Consider the following 17,435-nt stretch of genomic DNA (forward strand, 5'->3'; position numbering starts at 1 on the left):
GGCTGAAAACGACAAAGGGCCCTCCTCGCGGAGGACCCCGTACCGCACCACCGAGTGCCGTCAGCCCGAAAGCCCCAGCTCACGGGCGATCAGCATGCGCTGCACCTCGCTCGTGCCCTCGCCGATCTCCAGGATCTTCGAGTCGCGCCACATGCGGGCCACCGGGTACTCGTTCATGAATCCGTAGCCGCCGTGGATCTGCGTGGCGTCGCGCGCGTTGTCGACCGCCACCGTCGAGGAGTACAGCTTCGCGATGGCCGCCTCCTTCTTGAAGGGCTCCCCGGCCACGAGCCGGGAGGCCGCGTCGCGCCAGCCGATCCGCGCCATGTGGGCGCGCATCTCCATGTCCGCCAGCTTGAACTGGATGGCCTGGTTGTCGCCGATCGCCTTGCCGAAGGCGTGCCGCTCCTTGGCGTACTTCACCGACTCGTCCACGCAGCCCTGCGCCAGGCCCGTCGCGAGCGCCGAGATGGCCACGCGGCCCTCGTCGAGGATCCGCAGGAACTGGGCGTAGCCGCGGCCCTCTTCGCCGACCAGGTTGGCCAGGGGGACCCGTACGCCGTCGAAGGACAGCTCGCGGGTGTCCGAGGAGTTCCAGCCGACCTTGGAGTAGGGGGCGGCCACGGTGAAGCCCGGGGTCCCGGAGGGGACGATGATCGAGGAGATCTCGGGGCGGCCGTCCGCCTTGCGGCCCGTGACGGCGGTCACCGTGACCAGACCGGTGATGTCCGTACCGGAGTTGGTGATGAAGCACTTGGAGCCGTTGATCACCCACTCGTCGCCGTCCCGGACGGCGGTCGTGCGCGTGCCGCCCGCGTCGCTGCCCGCACCGGGCTCGGTCAGGCCGAAGGCGCCGAGGATCTCGCCGGAGCACATCCGCGGCAGCCACTGCTGCTTCTGCTCCTCGGTGCCGAAGAGGTACAGGGGCATCGCGCCGAGCGAGACGCCGGCCTCCAGGGTGATGGCGACCGAGGAGTCGACGCGGGCCAGCTCCTCCAGGGCGATGCCGAGGGCGAGGTAGTCGCCGCCCATGCCGCCGTACTCCTCCGGGAAGGGCAGGCCGAACAGGCCCATGCGGCCCATCTCGCGGACGATCTCGTACGGGAACTCGTGCCGCTCGTACAGATCGCCGATCTTGGGCGCCACCACATCGTGCGCGAACGCCTCTACGGTGCGGCGGAGTTCCTCGTGCTCGGGGGTGAGCCGGTGGTCGAGGGCCATGGTCTTCGTTACTCCTTGTGGGAGAGGGCGCGGACGGTACGGGAGGGGCTGGGGCGCCCCAACTGCTCGGCCATCCACACGCTCGTGGCGGTGAGGGCGGCCAGGTCGACCCCGGTCTCGATGCCGAGGCCGTCGAGCATCCAGACGAGGTCCTCGGTCGCGAGATTGCCGGTGGCGCTCTTGGCGTACGGGCATCCGCCGAGGCCGCCCGCGGAGGCGTCGACGGTGGTCACGCCGTGCTGGAGCGCGGCGAGGGTGTTGGACAGGGCCTGGCCGTAGGTGTCGTGGAAGTGCACGCCGATCCGGTCGGTGCCCACGCCCTCCTCGTTGAGCGCGGAGAGGAGGGTCTGCACGTGACCCGGGGTGGCGACGCCGATGGTGTCGCCGAGGCTCAGCTCGTCACAGCCGAGGTCGAGGAGGGCCTTGGCGACGCCGACCACCTGGTGGACCGGGACCGGACCCTCCCAGGGGTCGCCGAAGCACATGGAGAGGTAGCCACGGACGTGCACCTTGTGGTCCTTGGCGCGGGCCACGACCGGCTCGAACATCGCGAGGGACCCGGCGACGGTGCGGTTGAGGTTGCGGGAGGCGAAGGTCTCGGTGGCCGAACCGATCACGGCGATCCGGGTGGCCCCTAGGGCGAGCGCGCGGTCGAGGCCGGGCTCGTTGGGGACCAGGACCGGCAGCGCGGCCCGCACGTCGGCGAGGAGCGGGAACAGCTCGTCGGCGTCGGCCAGCTGGGGGACCCACCGGGGGTGCACGAAGCTGGTGGCCTCGATGGTGGTGAGCCCCGCGGCGGCCAGCCGGTGCACGAACTCGGCCTTCACGTGGGTCGGGACGGCCGTCTTCTCGTTCTGCAGCCCGTCGCGGGCGCCCACCTCGTGGATCCGGACCCGGGCCGGGAGGCCCTCGTACGGGAAGCTCATCGGAAGCCCGTTCATGCGTCCTTCTCCTCCTCGTCCGGGGTGACCACTGCCAGTACCTGGTCCATGGCGACCGTGGTGCCGGGGGTGACGTCGAGTTCGGTGACGGTGCCGGCGTGCGGGGCGGAGATGACGTGTTCCATCTTCATGGCCTCGACGACGAGCAGGCTCTGGCCGGCGGCCACCCTGTCGCCGACGGCGACCTTGACGACGGTGACGGTGCCGGGCATCGGGGCCGCGAGGGTGTCGGCCCCTGCGCTGGCCGCGCCTCGGGCTGCGACGGGGTCGTGGGTCTGGACGTGCCAGCTGTCCGCGTCGCGGCCGAGCCAGGTCCCCTCCGGGGAGGGGGCGTAGGAGAACCGGTGGGTGATTCCGTCGAGTTCGACCGTGAGGTGTTCAGGGGTGCGGGACACGATCCGGCCCCGGGCCGGGGTGCTGGGGCTCCGCCCCAGACCCCGCGCCTCAAACGCCGGCGGGGCTGAATTTGGCCCGGCGCCGCCGTCGGGTGCGGGATCGGCCAGGAGGAGCTCCGTGTCCCGGCCGGAACCGGCGGGCCGGGTGCGGACCGTGACCGGGTCCTGGCCCGGGAGGCGGAAGTGGTGGACCGTCCAGGCGGGGGTGCCGCCGAGGCGCCAGCCGTTGGCGGAGTCGAACGGGTCGATCCAGCCCCCGGCAGGGTTTCGGGAAGGGGCGGGGTGGGGGAAGGAAAGCAGCGCGGCCGCCGCGTACACCTCGTCCGGGACTCCGTCGGGGAGGAGCTGCGACAGGTCCCGCTCCACCAGGCCGGTGTCGAGGTCGCCCGACACCACATCCGGGTGCGCGAGCAGGCGCCGCAAGAAGCCCGTGTTGGTCTGCACGCCCAGGATCACGGTGTCCGCGAGCGCACCCCGCAGCACCCGCAGGGCAGCCGCCCGATCGGGGCCGTAGGCGATGACCTTCGACAGCATCGGGTCGTAGGTGGAGCCGGTGTCGACCCCCGCCGCCAGCCCGGAGTCCGTACGGACGGAGCCGCCGTCCGGCTCCGACAGGGCCAGCACCATGCCGCCGGACGGCAGGAAGCCCCGCGCCGGATCCTCCGCGCAGACGCGGGCCTCGATCGCGTGCCCGGTCAGCCGGACCTCCGACTGGCCGAAGCCCAGCTCCGCGCCCGCCGCGACCCGGAGCTGCTGCTCCACCAGGTCCAGTCCGGTGACGAGTTCGGTCACCGGGTGCTCCACCTGGAGCCGGGTGTTCATCTCCATGAAGAAGTACGAGGAGGGGTCCCCGCCCGGGACGATGAACTCCACCGTCCCCGCGCCGACGTACCCGCAGGACCGCGCCGCCTCCACCGCCGCCGCGCCCATCGAGGCCCGCAGCTCCGGCGTCAGCAGGACCGACGGCGCCTCCTCGATCACCTTCTGGTGGCGCCGCTGGAGCGAGCACTCGCGCTCCCCGAGGTGGACCACGTTCCCGTGGGCGTCCGCCAGCACCTGGATCTCGATGTGCCGGGGCCGGTCCACCCAGCGCTCCACGAGCAGGGTGTCGTCGCCGAAGGAGGACTTCGCCTCGCGGCGGGCCGCCGCGATCTCCTCGCCGAGCAGCGCGGAGTCCCGTACGAGCCGCATGCCCTTGCCGCCGCCGCCCGCCGAGGGCTTCAGCAGGACCGGCATGCCGATCTTCTCGGCGGCGGCGACCAGTTCGGCGTCGGACAGCCCGCTGCCCGAGGAACCGGGGACCACGGGCACGCCCGCCGCCTTGACGGTCTCCTTGGCGCGGATCTTGTCGCCCATCAGGGAGATCGCCGCGGCCGGCGGCCCGATGAAGGCCAGGCCCGCGTCCGCGCAGGCGGCCGCGAAGGCGGCGTTCTCCGCGAGGAAGCCGTAGCCGGGGTGGACGGCCTCGGCGCCCGTGCGGCGCGCCGCGTCGAGCAGCCGCTCCACCGACAGGTAGCTCTCGGCGGCCGCCGCCGGGCCGATGCGGACGGCCGTGTCGGCCTCCCGTACGTGCCGGGCGTCCGCGTCGGCGTCGCTGAAGACGGCCACGGAACGGATGCCGAGCTCCCGCAGCGTGCGGATGACGCGGACCGCGATCTCGCCCCGGTTGGCGACCAGAACAGTGCTGAACATCAGTGAGGTCCTCACGTCACATACGGAAGATGCCGAAGCCCGAGTCGCCCAGCGGGGCGTTCGCGCACGCGGTCAGGGCCAGTCCCAGCACCTGCCGGGTCTCCATCGGGTCGATGACCCCGTCGTCCCACAGCCGCGCCGTGGCGTAGTAGGCGTTGCCCTGTTCCTCGTACTGAGCCCGGACCGGGGCCTTGAAGGCCTCCTCGTCCTCGGCCGGCCACTCCTGGCCCGCGCCCTCGATCTGGTCGCGCTTGACCGTGGCCAGGACGGAGGCCGCCTGCTCGCCGCCCATCACCGAGATCTTGGCGTTGGGCCACATCCACAGGAAGCGGGGGGAGTAAGCCCGGCCGCACATCGAGTAGTTGCCCGCGCCGTACGAGCCGCCGACCACCACCGTGAGCTTCGGGACCCGGGTGCAGGCCACGGCCGTGACCATCTTGGCGCCGTGCTTGGCGATGCCGCCCGCTTCGTAGTCCCGGCCGACCATGAAGCCGGAGATGTTCTGGAGGAAGAGGAGCGGGATCCCGCGCTGGTCGCACAGCTCGATGAAGTGCGCGCCCTTCTGGGCGGATTCGGAGAACAGGATGCCGTTGTTGGCGACGATCCCGACCGGGTGTCCGTGGATCCGGGCGAAGCCGGTGACCAGGGTCTGCCCGAACTCCGCCTTGAACTCCTGGAAGCGGGAGCCGTCCACGATCCGGGCGATGATCTCGCGGGCGTCGTAGGGGGTGCGGGAGTCGACGGGGACCGCGCCGTACAGGCCGTACGGGTCCACCTTGGGCTCCTCGGGGGCCTCGACCGACCAGGGCAGGGCCTGGCGCTCGGGCAGGGTCGCCACGATGTTCCGTACGATCCGCAGCGCGTGGGCGTCGTCCTCCGCGAGGTGGTCGGTGACGCCGGAGGTGCGGGAGTGGACCTCGCCGCCGCCGAGCTCCTCGGCCGTGACCACCTCGCCGGTGGCGGCCTTCACCAGCGGCGGGCCGCCGAGGAAGATCGTGCCCTGGCCGCGGACGATGACGGCCTCGTCGCTCATGGCGGGCACGTACGCGCCGCCCGCCGTGCAGGAGCCGAGGACGGCGGCGATCTGCGGGATGCCGGCCCCCGACATGCGGGCCTGGTTGTAGAAGATGCGGCCGAAGTGGTCCCGGTCGGGGAAGACCTCGTCCTGCATGGGGAGGAAGGCGCCGCCCGAGTCGACCAGGTAGAGGCAGGGGAGACGATTCTCCAGGGCCACTTCCTGGGCGCGCAGGTGCTTCTTCACGGTCATCGGGTAGTACGTGCCGCCCTTGACGGTGGCGTCGTTCGCGACGATGACGCACTCGCGGCCGCTGACCCGGCCGATGCCGGCGATCACCCCGGCGGCCGGGGCCGCACCCCCGTACATGTCCTCGGCGGCCAGCGGGGCCAGCTCCAGGAAGGGGGACCCGGGGTCGAGGAGGGCGTCCACGCGGTCGCGCGGCAGCAGCTTCCCGCGGGCCGTGTGCCGGGCGCGGGCCTTCTCGCCGCCGCCGAGCCGGGCCGCCTCCAGCCGGGCCCGCAGGCCCTCGGAGAGCTCGCGGTGGGCGGCCTCGTTGGCCCGCCAGGCGTCGGACGCCGGGTCGGCGGCGCTCGTCAGCACTGGTGCCTGCTGCATCGGTCGAGCTCCCTTGCTCGGTGCGCTCTGGTTCATTCGGTTAATGAGCGTTAACGCATGTGGGCCTTAGGTTAACGACCGCTAACGGCCCTGTCTAGAATGGATTCCCATGAGCACCAGAGCGGCCGCCCCGACCCGGCGCGAGCAGATCCTCGGCGAGGCTGCGCGCCTCTTCGCCGAGCGCGGTTTCCACGGCGTGGGCGTGGACGAGATAGGGGCCGCGGTGGGCATCAGCGGCCCCGGCCTCTACCGGCATTTCGCGGGCAAGGACGCGATGCTCGCCGAGCTGCTCGTCGGCATCAGCGAACGGCTGCTCACGGGCGGCCGCCGCCGGGTGGAGGAGGCGGCCGGTGACCCGTCCGGCGTACTGGCCTCCCTCATCGACGGCCACATCGACTTCGCGCTCGACGACCGGGCGCTGATCACCCTCCACGACCGGGAGCTGGACCGGCTGCGCGAGGCCGACCGCAAGCTCGTACGGCAGCTCCAGCGCAAGTACGTCGAGCTGTGGGTCGACGTCGTACGGGAGCTGCACCCCGAGGTGGGCGAGGCGGAGGTACGCGTCTCCGTGCACGCGGTCTTCGGCCTGCTCAACTCCACCCCGCACCTGGCGGCGCTCGGCCGGGACGCGACGGAGTCCCTGCTGCGGCGGCTCGCGAACGGGGCCTTCGGGGCGCTGTCGGGATGAGGCGCGGCGGCCGGGGTGTCCGGGGGGCGGGATGGAAGGGACGGCTCCGGGCGCGCGGCGGCAGAATGGGCCGCATGCCGAAGCCGATAGAGACGCCTGTCCCCAGCCGAGCCGAACTCGTCGACCACCTGGTCCGCACGCGGATCGCGGGAGACGTCGCCACCCCGCGCGACAACAACCTCTCCCACTACCGCAAGCTCGCCAACGGCGACCGCCACTACTGGCTGGGCCTGGAGCTGGGCGACCGCTGGACGGACGAGCAGGACGTGCTCGCCGTGATGGCGGAGCGCTGCGGCGTCGTGGACGACCCCGCGCACCGCGTCGGCCAGGACACCATCGACCCCGAGCTCACCGTGGCCGCCCTGGACCGGATGGCGACGCGGCTGCGCAAGGCCGCGCTGGACCGGCAGAGCGTGCTGCTGGCCACGGGGCACCCGGGCGGGCTGCTGGACGTGCACCGGGCCACGGCCGATGCGCTGCGTGCTGCCGGCTGCGAGATCGTGGTGATCCCGCCGGGGCTCGTCGCCGACGAGGGTTCGGTGTGGCAGTTCGCGGACGTCGCGGTCCTGGAGCGGGGCGCCACGCTGTGGCACACCCACTCCCCGGAGCCGATGGCGGCGATCCTGGACGCCCTGGCGGCCCACGGCCGCCCCCAGCCCGACCTGGTCGTCGCCGACCACGGCTGGGCGGGCTGCGCGGCGCAGCGCGGGCTGGACGCGGTGGGCTACGCCGACTGCAACGACCCGGCGCTGTTCCTGGCCGAGGCCGAAGGCACCCTCCAGGTGGCGGTGCCCCTGGACGACCACGTCCGTGACCCCCGCTTCTACGACCCGATGGTCGCGTACCTCCTCGCGGGGGCGGGCCTGCTCTAGCCGGCACCGCCGCCCGTACGCGGCCCGGCCCCCTGCGCCTCACGCGCCGACGGGGCCGGCGGCCGTCCCTGCCCGGCGCGCGTGCCGACGGCACCCCGGCCAGGCCGCTGCGCGGCACCGAGTCCCCTCCCCGCCCTTCGCCCGTTCCCCGGGGCTCCGCCCCGACCCCGTTTCCGCGCGCGGCGCCGTTCCCGGGTCCGGGGCGGAGCCCCAGGGGGTCCGGGCGCAGCCCGGTACCCCTTCCCAGCCCGTCCGGCGTTTGAGGGCCGGGGTCCGGGCAGCGCCCGGGGAACGGTGGAAGGGCGGGTAGGGGACTTCGCCCCGCAGGGCCGCACCTTCGCAGCCGCCCATCGGGCCCGCGCCGGGAAATGAACGGGAACTATCAAGATCGGCCGTCTCCGTCAAGCCCCGAATGTGAGTGGCGTGACGCGATTCCCGCCATCGGGTTTATTTGAAGTACGCCCTCACCGGGAAACACCGGAAGAAATCAGAGGGCAGGGAATCTCCCCTAATTCCCTCCCTTTCCTTTCTGAATGGAGAACGACCATGTTCAAGATCCTGTCGACCCGCCGCATCGTCCTCGCTTCCGCTTCCGTCGCCCTGCTGGGTGGTGGCATCGCCCTTCCCGCCACGGCGATGGCCGCCCCCACGGCCGCCCCGCACCACGCGGTGTCCGTCCTCCAGGACGACAGCGCCGACGGCATCGGCACCGGCGGCGACGCCAACGCCGAGAACACCACCGTCGGCGGTGACTCCCGCGGTGGCGACGCCAGCACCGGCGTCGGCAACTGCAAGGGCAAGTGCACCATCAACACCGGTGACGCCCGAGGCGGGGACTCCAGCGCCGACGCCATCAACACCGGCGACGCCACCGCCGTCGGCGGCGACGGCACCGGCGAGGGCGGGAAGCTGAACAAGGTCGACAAGCAGACCTTCAAGAACCAGCTCAAGGCCAACCTCGGCAAGTGAGCCCAGCAAGCCACCCCACACAGCGGCGCCCCGGGAATCCCCGGGGCGCCGTCGCATGCCCACGGACGCCGGAGAGGCCCAGCCCCTCCGGCGTCCGCCGCGATTCAGGGCTTGGATGGAGGGGGCTATCAAGATCGGCCATCTCCGTCAAGCCCCGAATGTAAGTGGCGTGACGCGATTCCCGCCATCGGGTTTATTTGAAGTACGCCCTCACCGGGAAACACCGGAAGAACCGGAGGGCGGGGAATCACCTCGAATCCCCTCCCTTTCTTTCCTTTCTTTTCCGAATGGAGAACGACCATGTTCAAGATCCTGTCGACCCGCCGCATCGTCCTCGCTTCCGCTTCCGTCGCCCTGCTGGGTGGTGGCATCGCCCTCCCCGCCACGGCGATGGCCGCCCCCACGACCGCCCCGCACCACGCGGTGTCTCTCGTCCAGGACGACAGCGCCGACGGCATCGGCACCGGCGGCGACGCGAACGCCGAGAACACCACGGTCGGCGGCACCTCGCAGGGCGGCGACGCCAACACGGGCGTCGGCAGCTGCAAGGGCAAGTGCACCATCAACACCGGTGACGCCCGAGGCGGGGACTCCAGCGCCGACGCCATCAACACCGGCGACGCCACCGCCGTCGGCGGCGACGGCAACGGCAAGGGCGGGAACCTGAACAAGGTCAACAAGCAGACGGTGAAGAACCAGCTCAAGAAGGACCTCAAGGCCAAGCTCGGCTGAGCTCAGCCCATGAGAACGGCGCCCCGGACCCCCGGGGCGCCGTTCTCGTGTGTCAAGAAGGAGAGGGAGGAGACGACGGGGTCGGGTCCAAGTACACCCGGCGGATCGCCGGGAAGCGGTCCCGGAGCTGCTCCTCGGCGATCTCGCAGGCCGCCTCCACCTGCGCCGCGGACGCCAGATCGTGGAAGTCGATCTTCGCGGCGATCAGTACCTCCGACGGCCCCTGCACCAGCGTGGTCAGTTCCAGCACGCCCTCGATGTGCAGCACCGACAGCAGCTCCTCCCGCACCTCCGCCCGCATCCCCTCCGGCAGCGGCCGCCCGATCAGGTACTGCGCGTTCGAGCGGCCGAGCTCCCACGCCACCCACACCAGCAGCAGTCCGATCAACAGCGAGGCCACCCCGTCGTACACGCCCGATCCCGTGAGCTGCGCCCCGAGCAGCCCGCCCGCGGCCAGCGCCAGCCCGATCAGGGCGGCCACGTTCTCCAGGAGGACGGCCTTCACCGCCGTGTCCGGGGTGTGTTTCACGTACAGCCCCAGAGGTGCGCTCATCCGCGCCGCCTCGCCCTTGACCTGCCGCCAGGCGACCAGCAGGGAGTAGCCCTCCAGGACGGCGGCGACGGCCAGGATGATGTAGGACAGCGTCGGGTTCCCGGGGTCCTCCCCGTGCATCAGGGTGTGGATGCCGTCGTAGACGGCGAACACCGCGCCGCCGACGAAGGTGGCGATGGACGCCAGCAGCGCCCAGATGTACCGCTCCGGTCCGTACCCCAGCGGGTGCGCCTCGTCCGCCGGCTTCGCGCTCCGCTTCAGCGCGGTCAGCAGCATCACCTCAGTCACCGTGTCGGCCACCGAGTGCGCCGCCTCGGAGAGCATCGCGCTCGATCCGCTGATGACCCCGCCCACCGCCTTGGCGGCGGCGATGCCGAGGTTCGTGACCACGGCGACGACGACCGTGCCGACGCTCTCGTCCTCGCCCGGTCCCCCGTTGGGGCTTCCCTCCGGGCCGCCGCTTCCGGTTCCGTTCACCATCGCATCGCTGCTGGACATGGTGCGACGTTATGTCGGACGGCCGGACTACGCGCGCGGGACGCGCACCACGCCCTCCTGGATGACGGTCACGGCGAGCCTGCCGTCCTGGGTCCAGATCCGGGCCTGGCCCAGACCGCGCCCGGCGGCGGCCGAGGGGGACTCCTGGTCGTACAGCAGCCATTCGTCGGCGCGGAAGGGCCGGTGGAACCACATCGCGTGGTCGAGCGAGGCGCCGACCACGTCGCCGACCGCCCACCCGCCCTTCCCGTGCGCGAGCAGCACCGAGTCGAGCAGGGTCATGTCGGAGACGTACGTGGCCAGGCAGGTGTGCAGGAGCGCGTCGTCGCTCTCCAGCTTGCCGGCGGTACGGAACCACACCTGCGAGCGCGGTTCGACCGGTTCGCCGACGCTGCCCCAGGGCGGGACGGTCGCGTACCGCAGGTCCACCGCGCCGCGCGCCTCGATGAGCCGTTCCACCGTGCCCGGGTCGCGGAAGGTCTCCCGGTAGAGCGGGAGGGATTCGGCGGCCGTCGGGAGGGTCTCCGGATCGGGGGCTTCGGGCATCGCGGTCTGGTGGTCGAGGCCCTCCTCGTACGTCTGGAAGGACGCGGAGAGGTGGAAGATCGGCTGGCCGTGCTGGACGGCGACGACGCGGCGCGTGGTGAAGGAGCGTCCGTCGCGGATCCGGTCGACCGAGTACACGATCGGCGCGCCCGGGTCACCGGCGCGCAGGAAGTACGAGTGCAGCGAGTGCGCGGTGCGGTCCTCGGGCACGGTACGGCCGGCCGCGACCAGGGCCTGGGCCGCGACCTGACCGCCGAAGACCCGCGGTACCAGCGCGGAACGACTGGTACCGCGGAAGATGTTCTCCTCGATCTGCTCCAGGTCGAGCAGATCGAGGAGCGTCGTCAGTGCCTCGTTCATGGGGGGAAGCGTAAGACGCTTACAGGCCCATCGACTTGGCGATGATGGACTTCATGACCTCGCTGGTGCCGCCGTAGATGCGGTTCACGCGGTTGTCGGCGTACAGGCGGGCGATCGGGTACTCGTTCATGTAGCCGTAGCCGCCGTGCAGCTGGAGGCACTTGTCGATGACGCGGTGCGCGACCTCGGTGCAGAACAGCTTCGCGGAAGCGGCCTCGGCGGCGGTGAGCTCACCGGCGTCCAGGGCCTCCAGGGCGCGGTCGGCGACGGCCTCGGCGGCGTCCACCTCGGCCTGGCAGGCGGCCAGTTCGAACTTGGTGTTCTGGAAGTGCGCGACCGGCTTGCCGAAGACGGTGCGGTCCGTCACGTACTGCTGGGCGAACCGGACGGCGGCCTTGGACTGCGCGTACGCGCCGAAGGCGATGCCCCAGCGCTCGGACGGCAGGTTGGCGCCGAGGTAGTAGAAGCCCTTGTTCTCCTCGCCGAGCAGGTCCTCGACCGGGACCTTCACGTCGACGAACGCCAGCTCGGCGGTGTCGGAGGTGCGCAGGCCGAGCTTGTCGAGCTTGCGGCCGATGGAGTAGCCCTCGGACTTGGTGTCCACGGCGAAGAGGGAGATGCCGAAGCGGCGGTCGTCCTCGCTGGGGGCGGAGGTGCGGGCGCAGACGATCACGCGGTCGGCGTGCACGCCGCCCGTGATGAAGGTCTTGGAGCCGTTGAGGACGTAGTGCGTGCCGTCCTCGGAGAGCTTGGCGGTGGTCTTCATGCCCGCGACGTCGGAACCGGTGCCCGGCTCGGTCATCGCCAGGGCCCACATCTCCTCGCCGGAGACGAACTTCGGCAGGAAGCGCTTCTTCTGCTCGATGTCGGCCAGCATCTTGATGTAGGGGAGGGCGAGCAGCACGTGCACGCCGGAGCCGCCGAAGTTGACGCCCGCGCGGGAGGTCTCTTCGTAGAGGACGGCCTCGAACTTGTGGGTGTCCAGGCCCGCGCCGCCGAACTCCTCGGGGACGTTGATCCCGAAGATGCCCAGCTCGCCGAGCTTGTAGTAGAACTCGCGCGGGGCCTGGCCGGCCGCGAACCACTCGTCGTAGACCGGGACGACCTCGGCCTCGATGAAGGCGCGGATGGTCTCGCGGAACGCCTCGTGGTCCTCGTTGAACACCGTACGGCGCACGGCCGACTCCCTTCGTCGCGGCAGTCAGCCGCCCAATCTAAGCGCTTGCTCAGATTAAGTTACCGGCGAGTTGGTCTCGCTGTCCAGAGTGAGGTGGGGCACGTCGGTCCGAACTCCCTCGGCGTCCCTCTCCGCCGCGTCCCTCGGCCGTCCTTCAGAAACCGTTGCAGACGGCCGAGGCGAAGGGGCCGGTGGCCGTCGCCGTGATCGGCGCGGAGTCGTCCACCGTCACCGAGCAGGTGGCGGTGCCGCCGTCGGGGCCCAGCGTGACGACGAGGGAGCCGCCCTTGACGAAGCCCTTCGTGGTGATCTCCTTGGTCCAGGGCAGGGTCCGGTCGCCGACCTGGCTGGTGGACAGGTTCCCGTCGCGCCAGGTCGAGTAGGTGATGGCCACGCCCGAGGCGCTCCCGGTGGCCGCGTACGCGATCCGGGCGGGCCGCGCGGCCTCCTCGGACACCTCGCCGACGAAGACGGCGAAGAGGGCGGCGCAGCCGCCGAGCAGCAGGAGGAGCAGGCCGAGCAGCACCCAGGGCCAGCGGCGGCGGCGCCGGGGCGGCGGGGGGTACGGATATGGGTACGGAGGCGGAGGCTGCTGCTGGGGTGGGTGTTGGGGTGGGCGCGGTCCCCAGCGCGGGGGCTCCGAAGAGCCCGAGGGTTCTGAGGGTCCCGAGGGTTCCGGGGAGCTGTCCGGCGGGTTCATGTCCTCAGCGTCGCCCCGCCCGTCGCCCGCCGCGACACGGCTGACGACGGCCACGGGCCCGGGCCCGGGCCCGGTCCCGTGGCCGGGCCCTACGGGGCGTCCGGGCCGTCGAGATGCCGGAGCGCGAACCACAGCTCCATCCGGGTGTCGGGATCGTCCGGGTCGGAGCCCAGGAGTGCGGCCGCGCGGGCGATGCGCTGGCGGACGGTGTTGCGGTGGATCCCGAGCGCGGCCGCGCTGCGGTCCCAGCTGCCGTGGTGGGCCAGCCAGGCGCGCAGGGTGTCGCGCAGGGCGGGCGAGAGGGGGCCGAGCAGGGCCTCGGCGTGGGCCCGGGCCTCGGCCGCGCCGACCAGGCCCGCGAGGCCGGGCTCGGTGTGGCGGGCCAGCGGGGTGCGGGCCGCTTCGGCGCGTTCCAGGGCCCGCCGGGCCTGCGCGTCGGCGCCGGGCAGGTCCTCGGGCCGGGTCGGGGCGCTGACCCCGAGCCGCCACCCGGGCTGCGGGCCGGGCTCGCGGTCGGTGAGCAGCCGTACGGCGTCCGCGTGCGTGGGGCCCGCGTGCGTGGGGCCCGTGTGCGCTGGGTCCTCGTGTACGGAGTCCCCGCGCGGGTCCAGCAGCACGGTGCCCAGCGCGGCCGCCAGGGCCCGCGGGTCCCCGGTGCCGCGGGCGTGGACGGCGTACCAGGGGCCGGGGCCCAGCGCCCCGGCCGGATCGCCGCCGAGCAGCAGCCGGGTCAGGGCGGCCTCCGCCCCGGCCGGGCGGCGCGCGGTGAGCAGGGTCAGCAGTACGGCCGCCACCGAGGCGACGGTGTGGTCCCCGGGGGCCCGCGAGGGGGTCGCCAGGGCCAGGACCCGGCCGCCGCCGAGGGCGTGGACTGCGAGGTGGAACTCCCCGTACGCCCCCGTGGCGGTGACCGCGACGCCTTCTCCCACCCGCTGCGCGAGCGCCCCCAGCGCGTCCAGCACCGGGGCATCCGGCACGGGCCCGGCCCAGTCGCCGGGCCCGTCGGCCGGTCCGGCCGGTGCGGGTGCCTCCGGCGGGTCGGCGGGGAGGAGACCGGCCGACCCGCCAAGGGTGGCGGCCAGCCGGCGCAGGACGGCGGGCACCGGGTCCGGGCGGGCGGCGGCCGCCGCCAGGGACTGCTGGGCCTCGGTCACCCGGCGGAGCTCGGCCGTCCGGGCCCGTGCCATCAGCCGCCAGACGCTCCGGCCGACCGCCGTGAAGGGGGTCCCGGGCGGCACCTCGACCAGGGGTAGCCCGTACCGGTCGCAGGCCTCGACGAGGGACTGCGGCACGGTCTCGTGCACCGGGGTCACCCCGAAGCCGAGGGCGCCGGCCCCGGCCCGGACCAGCCCGGCCACGTACGGCCCGGCATCGCTGCGTCCCGGCCCGGGGCCCGAGAGGTCCGTGCCCGCGAGGCCCGCCCCCACCAGGCCCGCCCCCGCCGTGAGGAGGAGCTCGCCGCCCAGGAGGTACGGGGACGGGTCGGCCATCTCGGAGGCGTGCACCCCGTGCAGTTCGGCCTCGGTGGGGCCCGCCAGGTGGCGCAGGCCCAGCTCGTGGTCGGCGAGCAGCCGGCCGAGTGCGACCGGCGGGGTGGGCGGGGCTTCCATGGGGTGGATACTCCGTACATGTCGGGGGAGCTCGATGGATGAAACGTACACTTCGCGTGCCCGGGGTGTCCGTTTACGCTCGAAGGACCGCACCGCACACCTCCCCGGAAGGCCCCTCATGAGCACGCAGCCGCGCGGCCCCGTCGACTCCTCCCGCATCCCGCGCTACGCGGGCCCCGCGACCTTCGCCCGGCTGCCCCGCCTCGACGAGGTCGGCGGCAAGGCCGACGTGGCCGTCGTCGGCGTGCCGTTCGACTCCGGAGTCTCGTACCGCCCCGGCGCGCGCTTCGGCGGCAACGCCATCCGCGAGGCCTCCCGCCTGCTGCGCCCGTACAACCCGGCGCAGGACGCCTCCCCGTTCGCCCTCGCGCAGGTCGCCGACGCCGGCGACATCGCGGCGAACCCCTTCAACATCAACGAGGCCGTCGACACGATCGAGGCCGCCGCCGACGAGCTGATCGGCAACGGCTCCCGCCTGATGACCCTCGGCGGCGACCACACCATCGCGCTCCCGCTCCTGCGCTCGGTGGCGAAGAAGCACGGCCCCGTCGCGCTGCTCCACTTCGACGCCCACCTGGACACCTGGGACACCTACTTCGGCGCCGAGTACACGCACGGCACCCCGTTCCGCCGCGCCGTCGAGGAGGGCATCCTCGACACCGAGGCCCTGTCCCACGTCGGCACGCGCGGCCCGCTGTACGGCAAGCAGGACCTGGACGACGACGCCAAGATGGGCTTCGGCATCGTCACCTCGGCCGACGTCTACCGGCGCGGCGCCGACGAGGTCGCGGACCAGCTCCGCCAGCGCATCGGCGACCGCCCGCTGTACATCTCCATCGACATCGACGTGCTGGACCCGGCGCACGCCCCCGGTACGGGCACCCCGGAGGCGGGCGGCATGACCTCCCGCGAGCTGCTGGAAATCATCCGCGGGCTTTCCTCCTGCAACCTGGTCTCGGCGGACGTCGTGGAGGTCGCCCCGGCGTACGATCACGCGGAGATCACCTCGGTCGCGGCCTCGCACACCGCGTACGAGCTGACCACGATCATGAGCCGCCAGATCTCCGCGGCACGCAACGCCGGCTAGGCACAGCGCGCAGGCGAAGGCGAACCCGAAGGGCACGCAAGAGTGACGCACGACCACGACCTGGTACTCCGCCCCACCGAAGCCCAGAAGGCGGCCGCGCTCGCGCCGCCGCCGGGGCGCACGGGCGGGGACCTGGTCGTGGAGACGCTGCGCTCGCTCGGCGCGACGACGGTCTTCGGGCTGCCCGGCCAGCACGCGCTCGGCCTCTTCGACGCCGTCGGCCGATCCGACCTGCGCCTGGTCGGCCTGCGTACGGAGAACAACGCCGGGTTCGCCGCCGACGCGTACGGCCGGATGACCGGCGAGGCGGCCCCCCTCTTCTTGTCCACGGGCCCGGGCGCGCTCATGGCGCTCCCGGCCCTGGCCGAGGCGGCGGCGGCGTCCGCGCCCGTCCTGGCGATCTCCTCGCAGGTCCCGACCCCGGGCCTGGGCGGCGGCCGGCGCGGTCACCTGCACGAGCTGCGCGACCAGGCGGCCTCCTTCCGGGACGTGGTCAAGTCCGTGCACACCGCCCGGACCCCCTCCCAGATCCCGTCCGTGATCGCCGAGGCCTGGGAATCGGCGCTGACCGCCCCGCACGGGCCGGTGTGGGTGGAGATCCCGGAAGACGTGCTGCGCGCGGAAACCGTCGTCCCGCAGGTCACGGGCATGGACGCGACCCCGCACGAACTGGCCCCGCGCCCGGAGCTGACCGCGCTGGCCGCGCACTGGCTGGAGAACGCCGAACGCCCGGTGATCATCGCGGGCGGCGGGGTGATCCGCTCGGACGCCGCGGGCAAGCTGAAGCAGCTCGCGGAACGCCTGAACGCCCCCGTCGTCACCACCTTCGGCGGCAAGGGCGCCTTCCCCTGGACCCACCTGCTGTCCCTCCAGTCCTGGCTGGAGGACCGCCACATGACGGACTTCCTCGAGGACGCCGACGTCCTGCTGGTGGTCGGCTCGGGCCTGGGCGAGCTGTCCTCGAACTACCACACGTTCTTCCCGGAGGGCCGGGTCGTCCAGATCGAGGCGGACCTCGGAAAGCTGGAGTCCAACCACGCGGGCCTCGGCATCCACGCGGACGCCCGGCTCGCCCTGCAGGCCCTCCTCGAAACGGTCGCCGAGCGCCCCGACCCGCAGGCCCCCGAGCGCGTCCGCCTGCTCCTCGCCGACATCGCGGCCCGACTGGCCTCCCAGGACCTGGCCCTGGAGCAACAGCTCCTGACCTCGATCCGGCAGGCCCTGCCCCCGCGCTCCCCGTCGTTCTGGGACATGACGATCCTGTCCTACTGGGCCTGGTCGGCCTTCGACCCCAAGCACCCCAACACCATGCACTCGGCGCAGGGCGCGGGCGGCCTCGGCTACGCCTTCCCGGCGGCCCTCGGCGCGGCCGTGGCGGAGCCGGACACCCCGGTCCTCGCCGTCTCCGGCGACGGCGGCGCGATGTACTCGATCGCCGACCTGGCCACCGCCCGCCAGCACGACCTGGACGTCACCTGGCTGATCGTGGACGACGGCGGCTACGGCATCCTGCGCGAGTACGGCTGCGAGACGGGCACGACCCTGACCCGGCCCGACTTCGTGGCCCTGGCGGCCGCCTTCGACGTCCCGGCGACCACGACCACCCCGGAATCCCTCCGCGAGGACCTGGCCAGGTCCCTGAAGACCCCCGGCCCTTCGCTCCTGGTCCTTCCGGCCACGCCGAAGATGTTCGCCCCCACCCACGTCTGAGGGGTGTGCGGGCCGGGTTAGGTTGGTACCGATCAGTCCCGGTCGCAAGTC

General features: G+C 72.7%; 15 protein-coding genes. 6 read left to right on the forward strand and 9 right to left on the reverse strand.

Features of this window, described 5'->3' with window-relative positions:
- Positions 1–60: 60 nt before the first annotated feature.
- Genes ACE1OC_RS26265 through ACE1OC_RS26280 form a run of 4 tightly spaced genes read right to left on the reverse strand, consistent with a single transcriptional unit; the run spans position 61 to position 5,882 of the window.
- Positions 61–1,221: an acyl-CoA dehydrogenase family protein gene (locus ACE1OC_RS26265; protein WP_250741300.1), complete on the reverse strand. Its 1,161-nt coding sequence runs from the start codon at positions 1,219–1,221 to the stop codon at positions 61–63.
- Positions 1,222–1,229: 8 nt separating this feature from the next.
- Entirely contained in the window at positions 1,230–2,162 is a 933-nt protein-coding gene (locus tag ACE1OC_RS26270; protein WP_407839074.1) for a hydroxymethylglutaryl-CoA lyase, read from the reverse strand.
- The gene (locus ACE1OC_RS26275) at positions 2,159–4,249 is read right to left on the reverse strand and encodes a biotin carboxylase N-terminal domain-containing protein (protein ID WP_407839075.1); all 2,091 of its coding nucleotides are present in this window, start codon (positions 4,247–4,249) and stop codon (positions 2,159–2,161) included. Before ACE1OC_RS26275 ends, ACE1OC_RS26270 begins: the two co-directional genes overlap by 4 nt.
- A gap of 16 nt (positions 4,250–4,265) precedes the next feature.
- Complete coding sequence (locus tag ACE1OC_RS26280) at positions 4,266–5,882, reverse strand: carboxyl transferase domain-containing protein (protein ID WP_407839076.1); 1,617 nt, start codon at positions 5,880–5,882, stop codon at positions 4,266–4,268.
- A gap of 109 nt (positions 5,883–5,991) precedes the next feature.
- Between ACE1OC_RS26280 and ACE1OC_RS26285 the strand changes: the two genes are divergently transcribed.
- The 4 genes from ACE1OC_RS26285 to ACE1OC_RS26300 all read left to right on the forward strand — a co-directional run bounded on the left by ACE1OC_RS26285 (position 5,992) and on the right by ACE1OC_RS26300 (position 9,143).
- Positions 5,992–6,570: a TetR/AcrR family transcriptional regulator gene (locus ACE1OC_RS26285; protein ID WP_243337072.1), complete on the forward strand. Its 579-nt coding sequence runs from the start codon at positions 5,992–5,994 to the stop codon at positions 6,568–6,570.
- 65 nt (positions 6,571–6,635) lie between these two features.
- The gene (locus ACE1OC_RS26290) at positions 6,636–7,442 is read left to right on the forward strand and encodes a phosphatase (protein ID WP_407839077.1); all 807 of its coding nucleotides are present in this window, start codon (positions 6,636–6,638) and stop codon (positions 7,440–7,442) included.
- A 546-nt stretch (positions 7,443–7,988) separates the two neighbouring features.
- Positions 7,989–8,411 carry a hypothetical protein gene (locus ACE1OC_RS26295; protein ID WP_407839078.1) on the forward strand — a complete coding sequence of 141 codons (423 nt, stop codon included), beginning with the start codon at positions 7,989–7,991 and terminating at the stop codon, positions 8,409–8,411.
- Between the two features lie 300 nt (positions 8,412–8,711).
- Positions 8,712–9,143, forward strand: coding sequence for a hypothetical protein (locus ACE1OC_RS26300; RefSeq protein WP_407839079.1), 432 nt, complete (start codon positions 8,712–8,714; stop codon positions 9,141–9,143).
- Positions 9,144–9,195: 52 nt separating this feature from the next.
- Here the strand turns inward: ACE1OC_RS26300 and ACE1OC_RS26305 are convergent, their stop codons facing one another.
- From ACE1OC_RS26305 to ACE1OC_RS26325, 5 genes are all read right to left on the reverse strand, one after another.
- Positions 9,196–10,176, reverse strand: a complete 981-nt coding sequence (locus tag ACE1OC_RS26305; protein WP_407841685.1) for a cation diffusion facilitator family transporter — start codon at positions 10,174–10,176, stop codon at positions 9,196–9,198.
- Positions 10,177–10,221: 45 nt separating this feature from the next.
- Positions 10,222–11,100, reverse strand: coding sequence for an acyl-CoA thioesterase (locus ACE1OC_RS26310; protein ID WP_407839080.1), 879 nt, complete (start codon positions 11,098–11,100; stop codon positions 10,222–10,224).
- A gap of 19 nt (positions 11,101–11,119) precedes the next feature.
- Positions 11,120–12,277 (reverse strand): acyl-CoA dehydrogenase family protein, encoded by a 1,158-nt coding sequence (locus tag ACE1OC_RS26315; RefSeq protein ID WP_266957923.1) that lies wholly within the window; start codon positions 12,275–12,277, stop codon positions 11,120–11,122.
- 154 nt (positions 12,278–12,431) lie between these two features.
- Positions 12,432–12,803 (reverse strand): hypothetical protein, encoded by a 372-nt coding sequence (locus ACE1OC_RS26320; RefSeq protein ID WP_407839081.1) that lies wholly within the window; start codon positions 12,801–12,803, stop codon positions 12,432–12,434.
- 263 nt (positions 12,804–13,066) lie between these two features.
- Positions 13,067–14,587: a PucR family transcriptional regulator gene (locus ACE1OC_RS26325; RefSeq protein WP_407839082.1), complete on the reverse strand. Its 1,521-nt coding sequence runs from the start codon at positions 14,585–14,587 to the stop codon at positions 13,067–13,069.
- Positions 14,588–14,705: 118 nt separating this feature from the next.
- Here ACE1OC_RS26325 and speB point away from each other — a divergent pair, with 118 nt between their 5' ends.
- Together speB and ACE1OC_RS26335 are read left to right on the forward strand one after the other, a co-directional pair.
- The gene (gene speB, locus ACE1OC_RS26330; protein WP_266877754.1) at positions 14,706–15,674 is read left to right on the forward strand and encodes an agmatinase; all 969 of its coding nucleotides are present in this window, start codon (positions 14,706–14,708) and stop codon (positions 15,672–15,674) included.
- Between the two features lie 42 nt (positions 15,675–15,716).
- Positions 15,717–17,384 (forward strand): thiamine pyrophosphate-binding protein, encoded by a 1,668-nt coding sequence (locus tag ACE1OC_RS26335; protein WP_407839083.1) that lies wholly within the window; start codon positions 15,717–15,719, stop codon positions 17,382–17,384.
- Positions 17,385–17,435 lie beyond the last annotated feature (51 nt).

This window comes from Streptomyces stoeckheimensis, from assembly GCF_045822005.1.
Lineage (GTDB): Bacteria > Actinomycetota > Actinomycetes > Streptomycetales > Streptomycetaceae > Streptomyces > Streptomyces stoeckheimensis.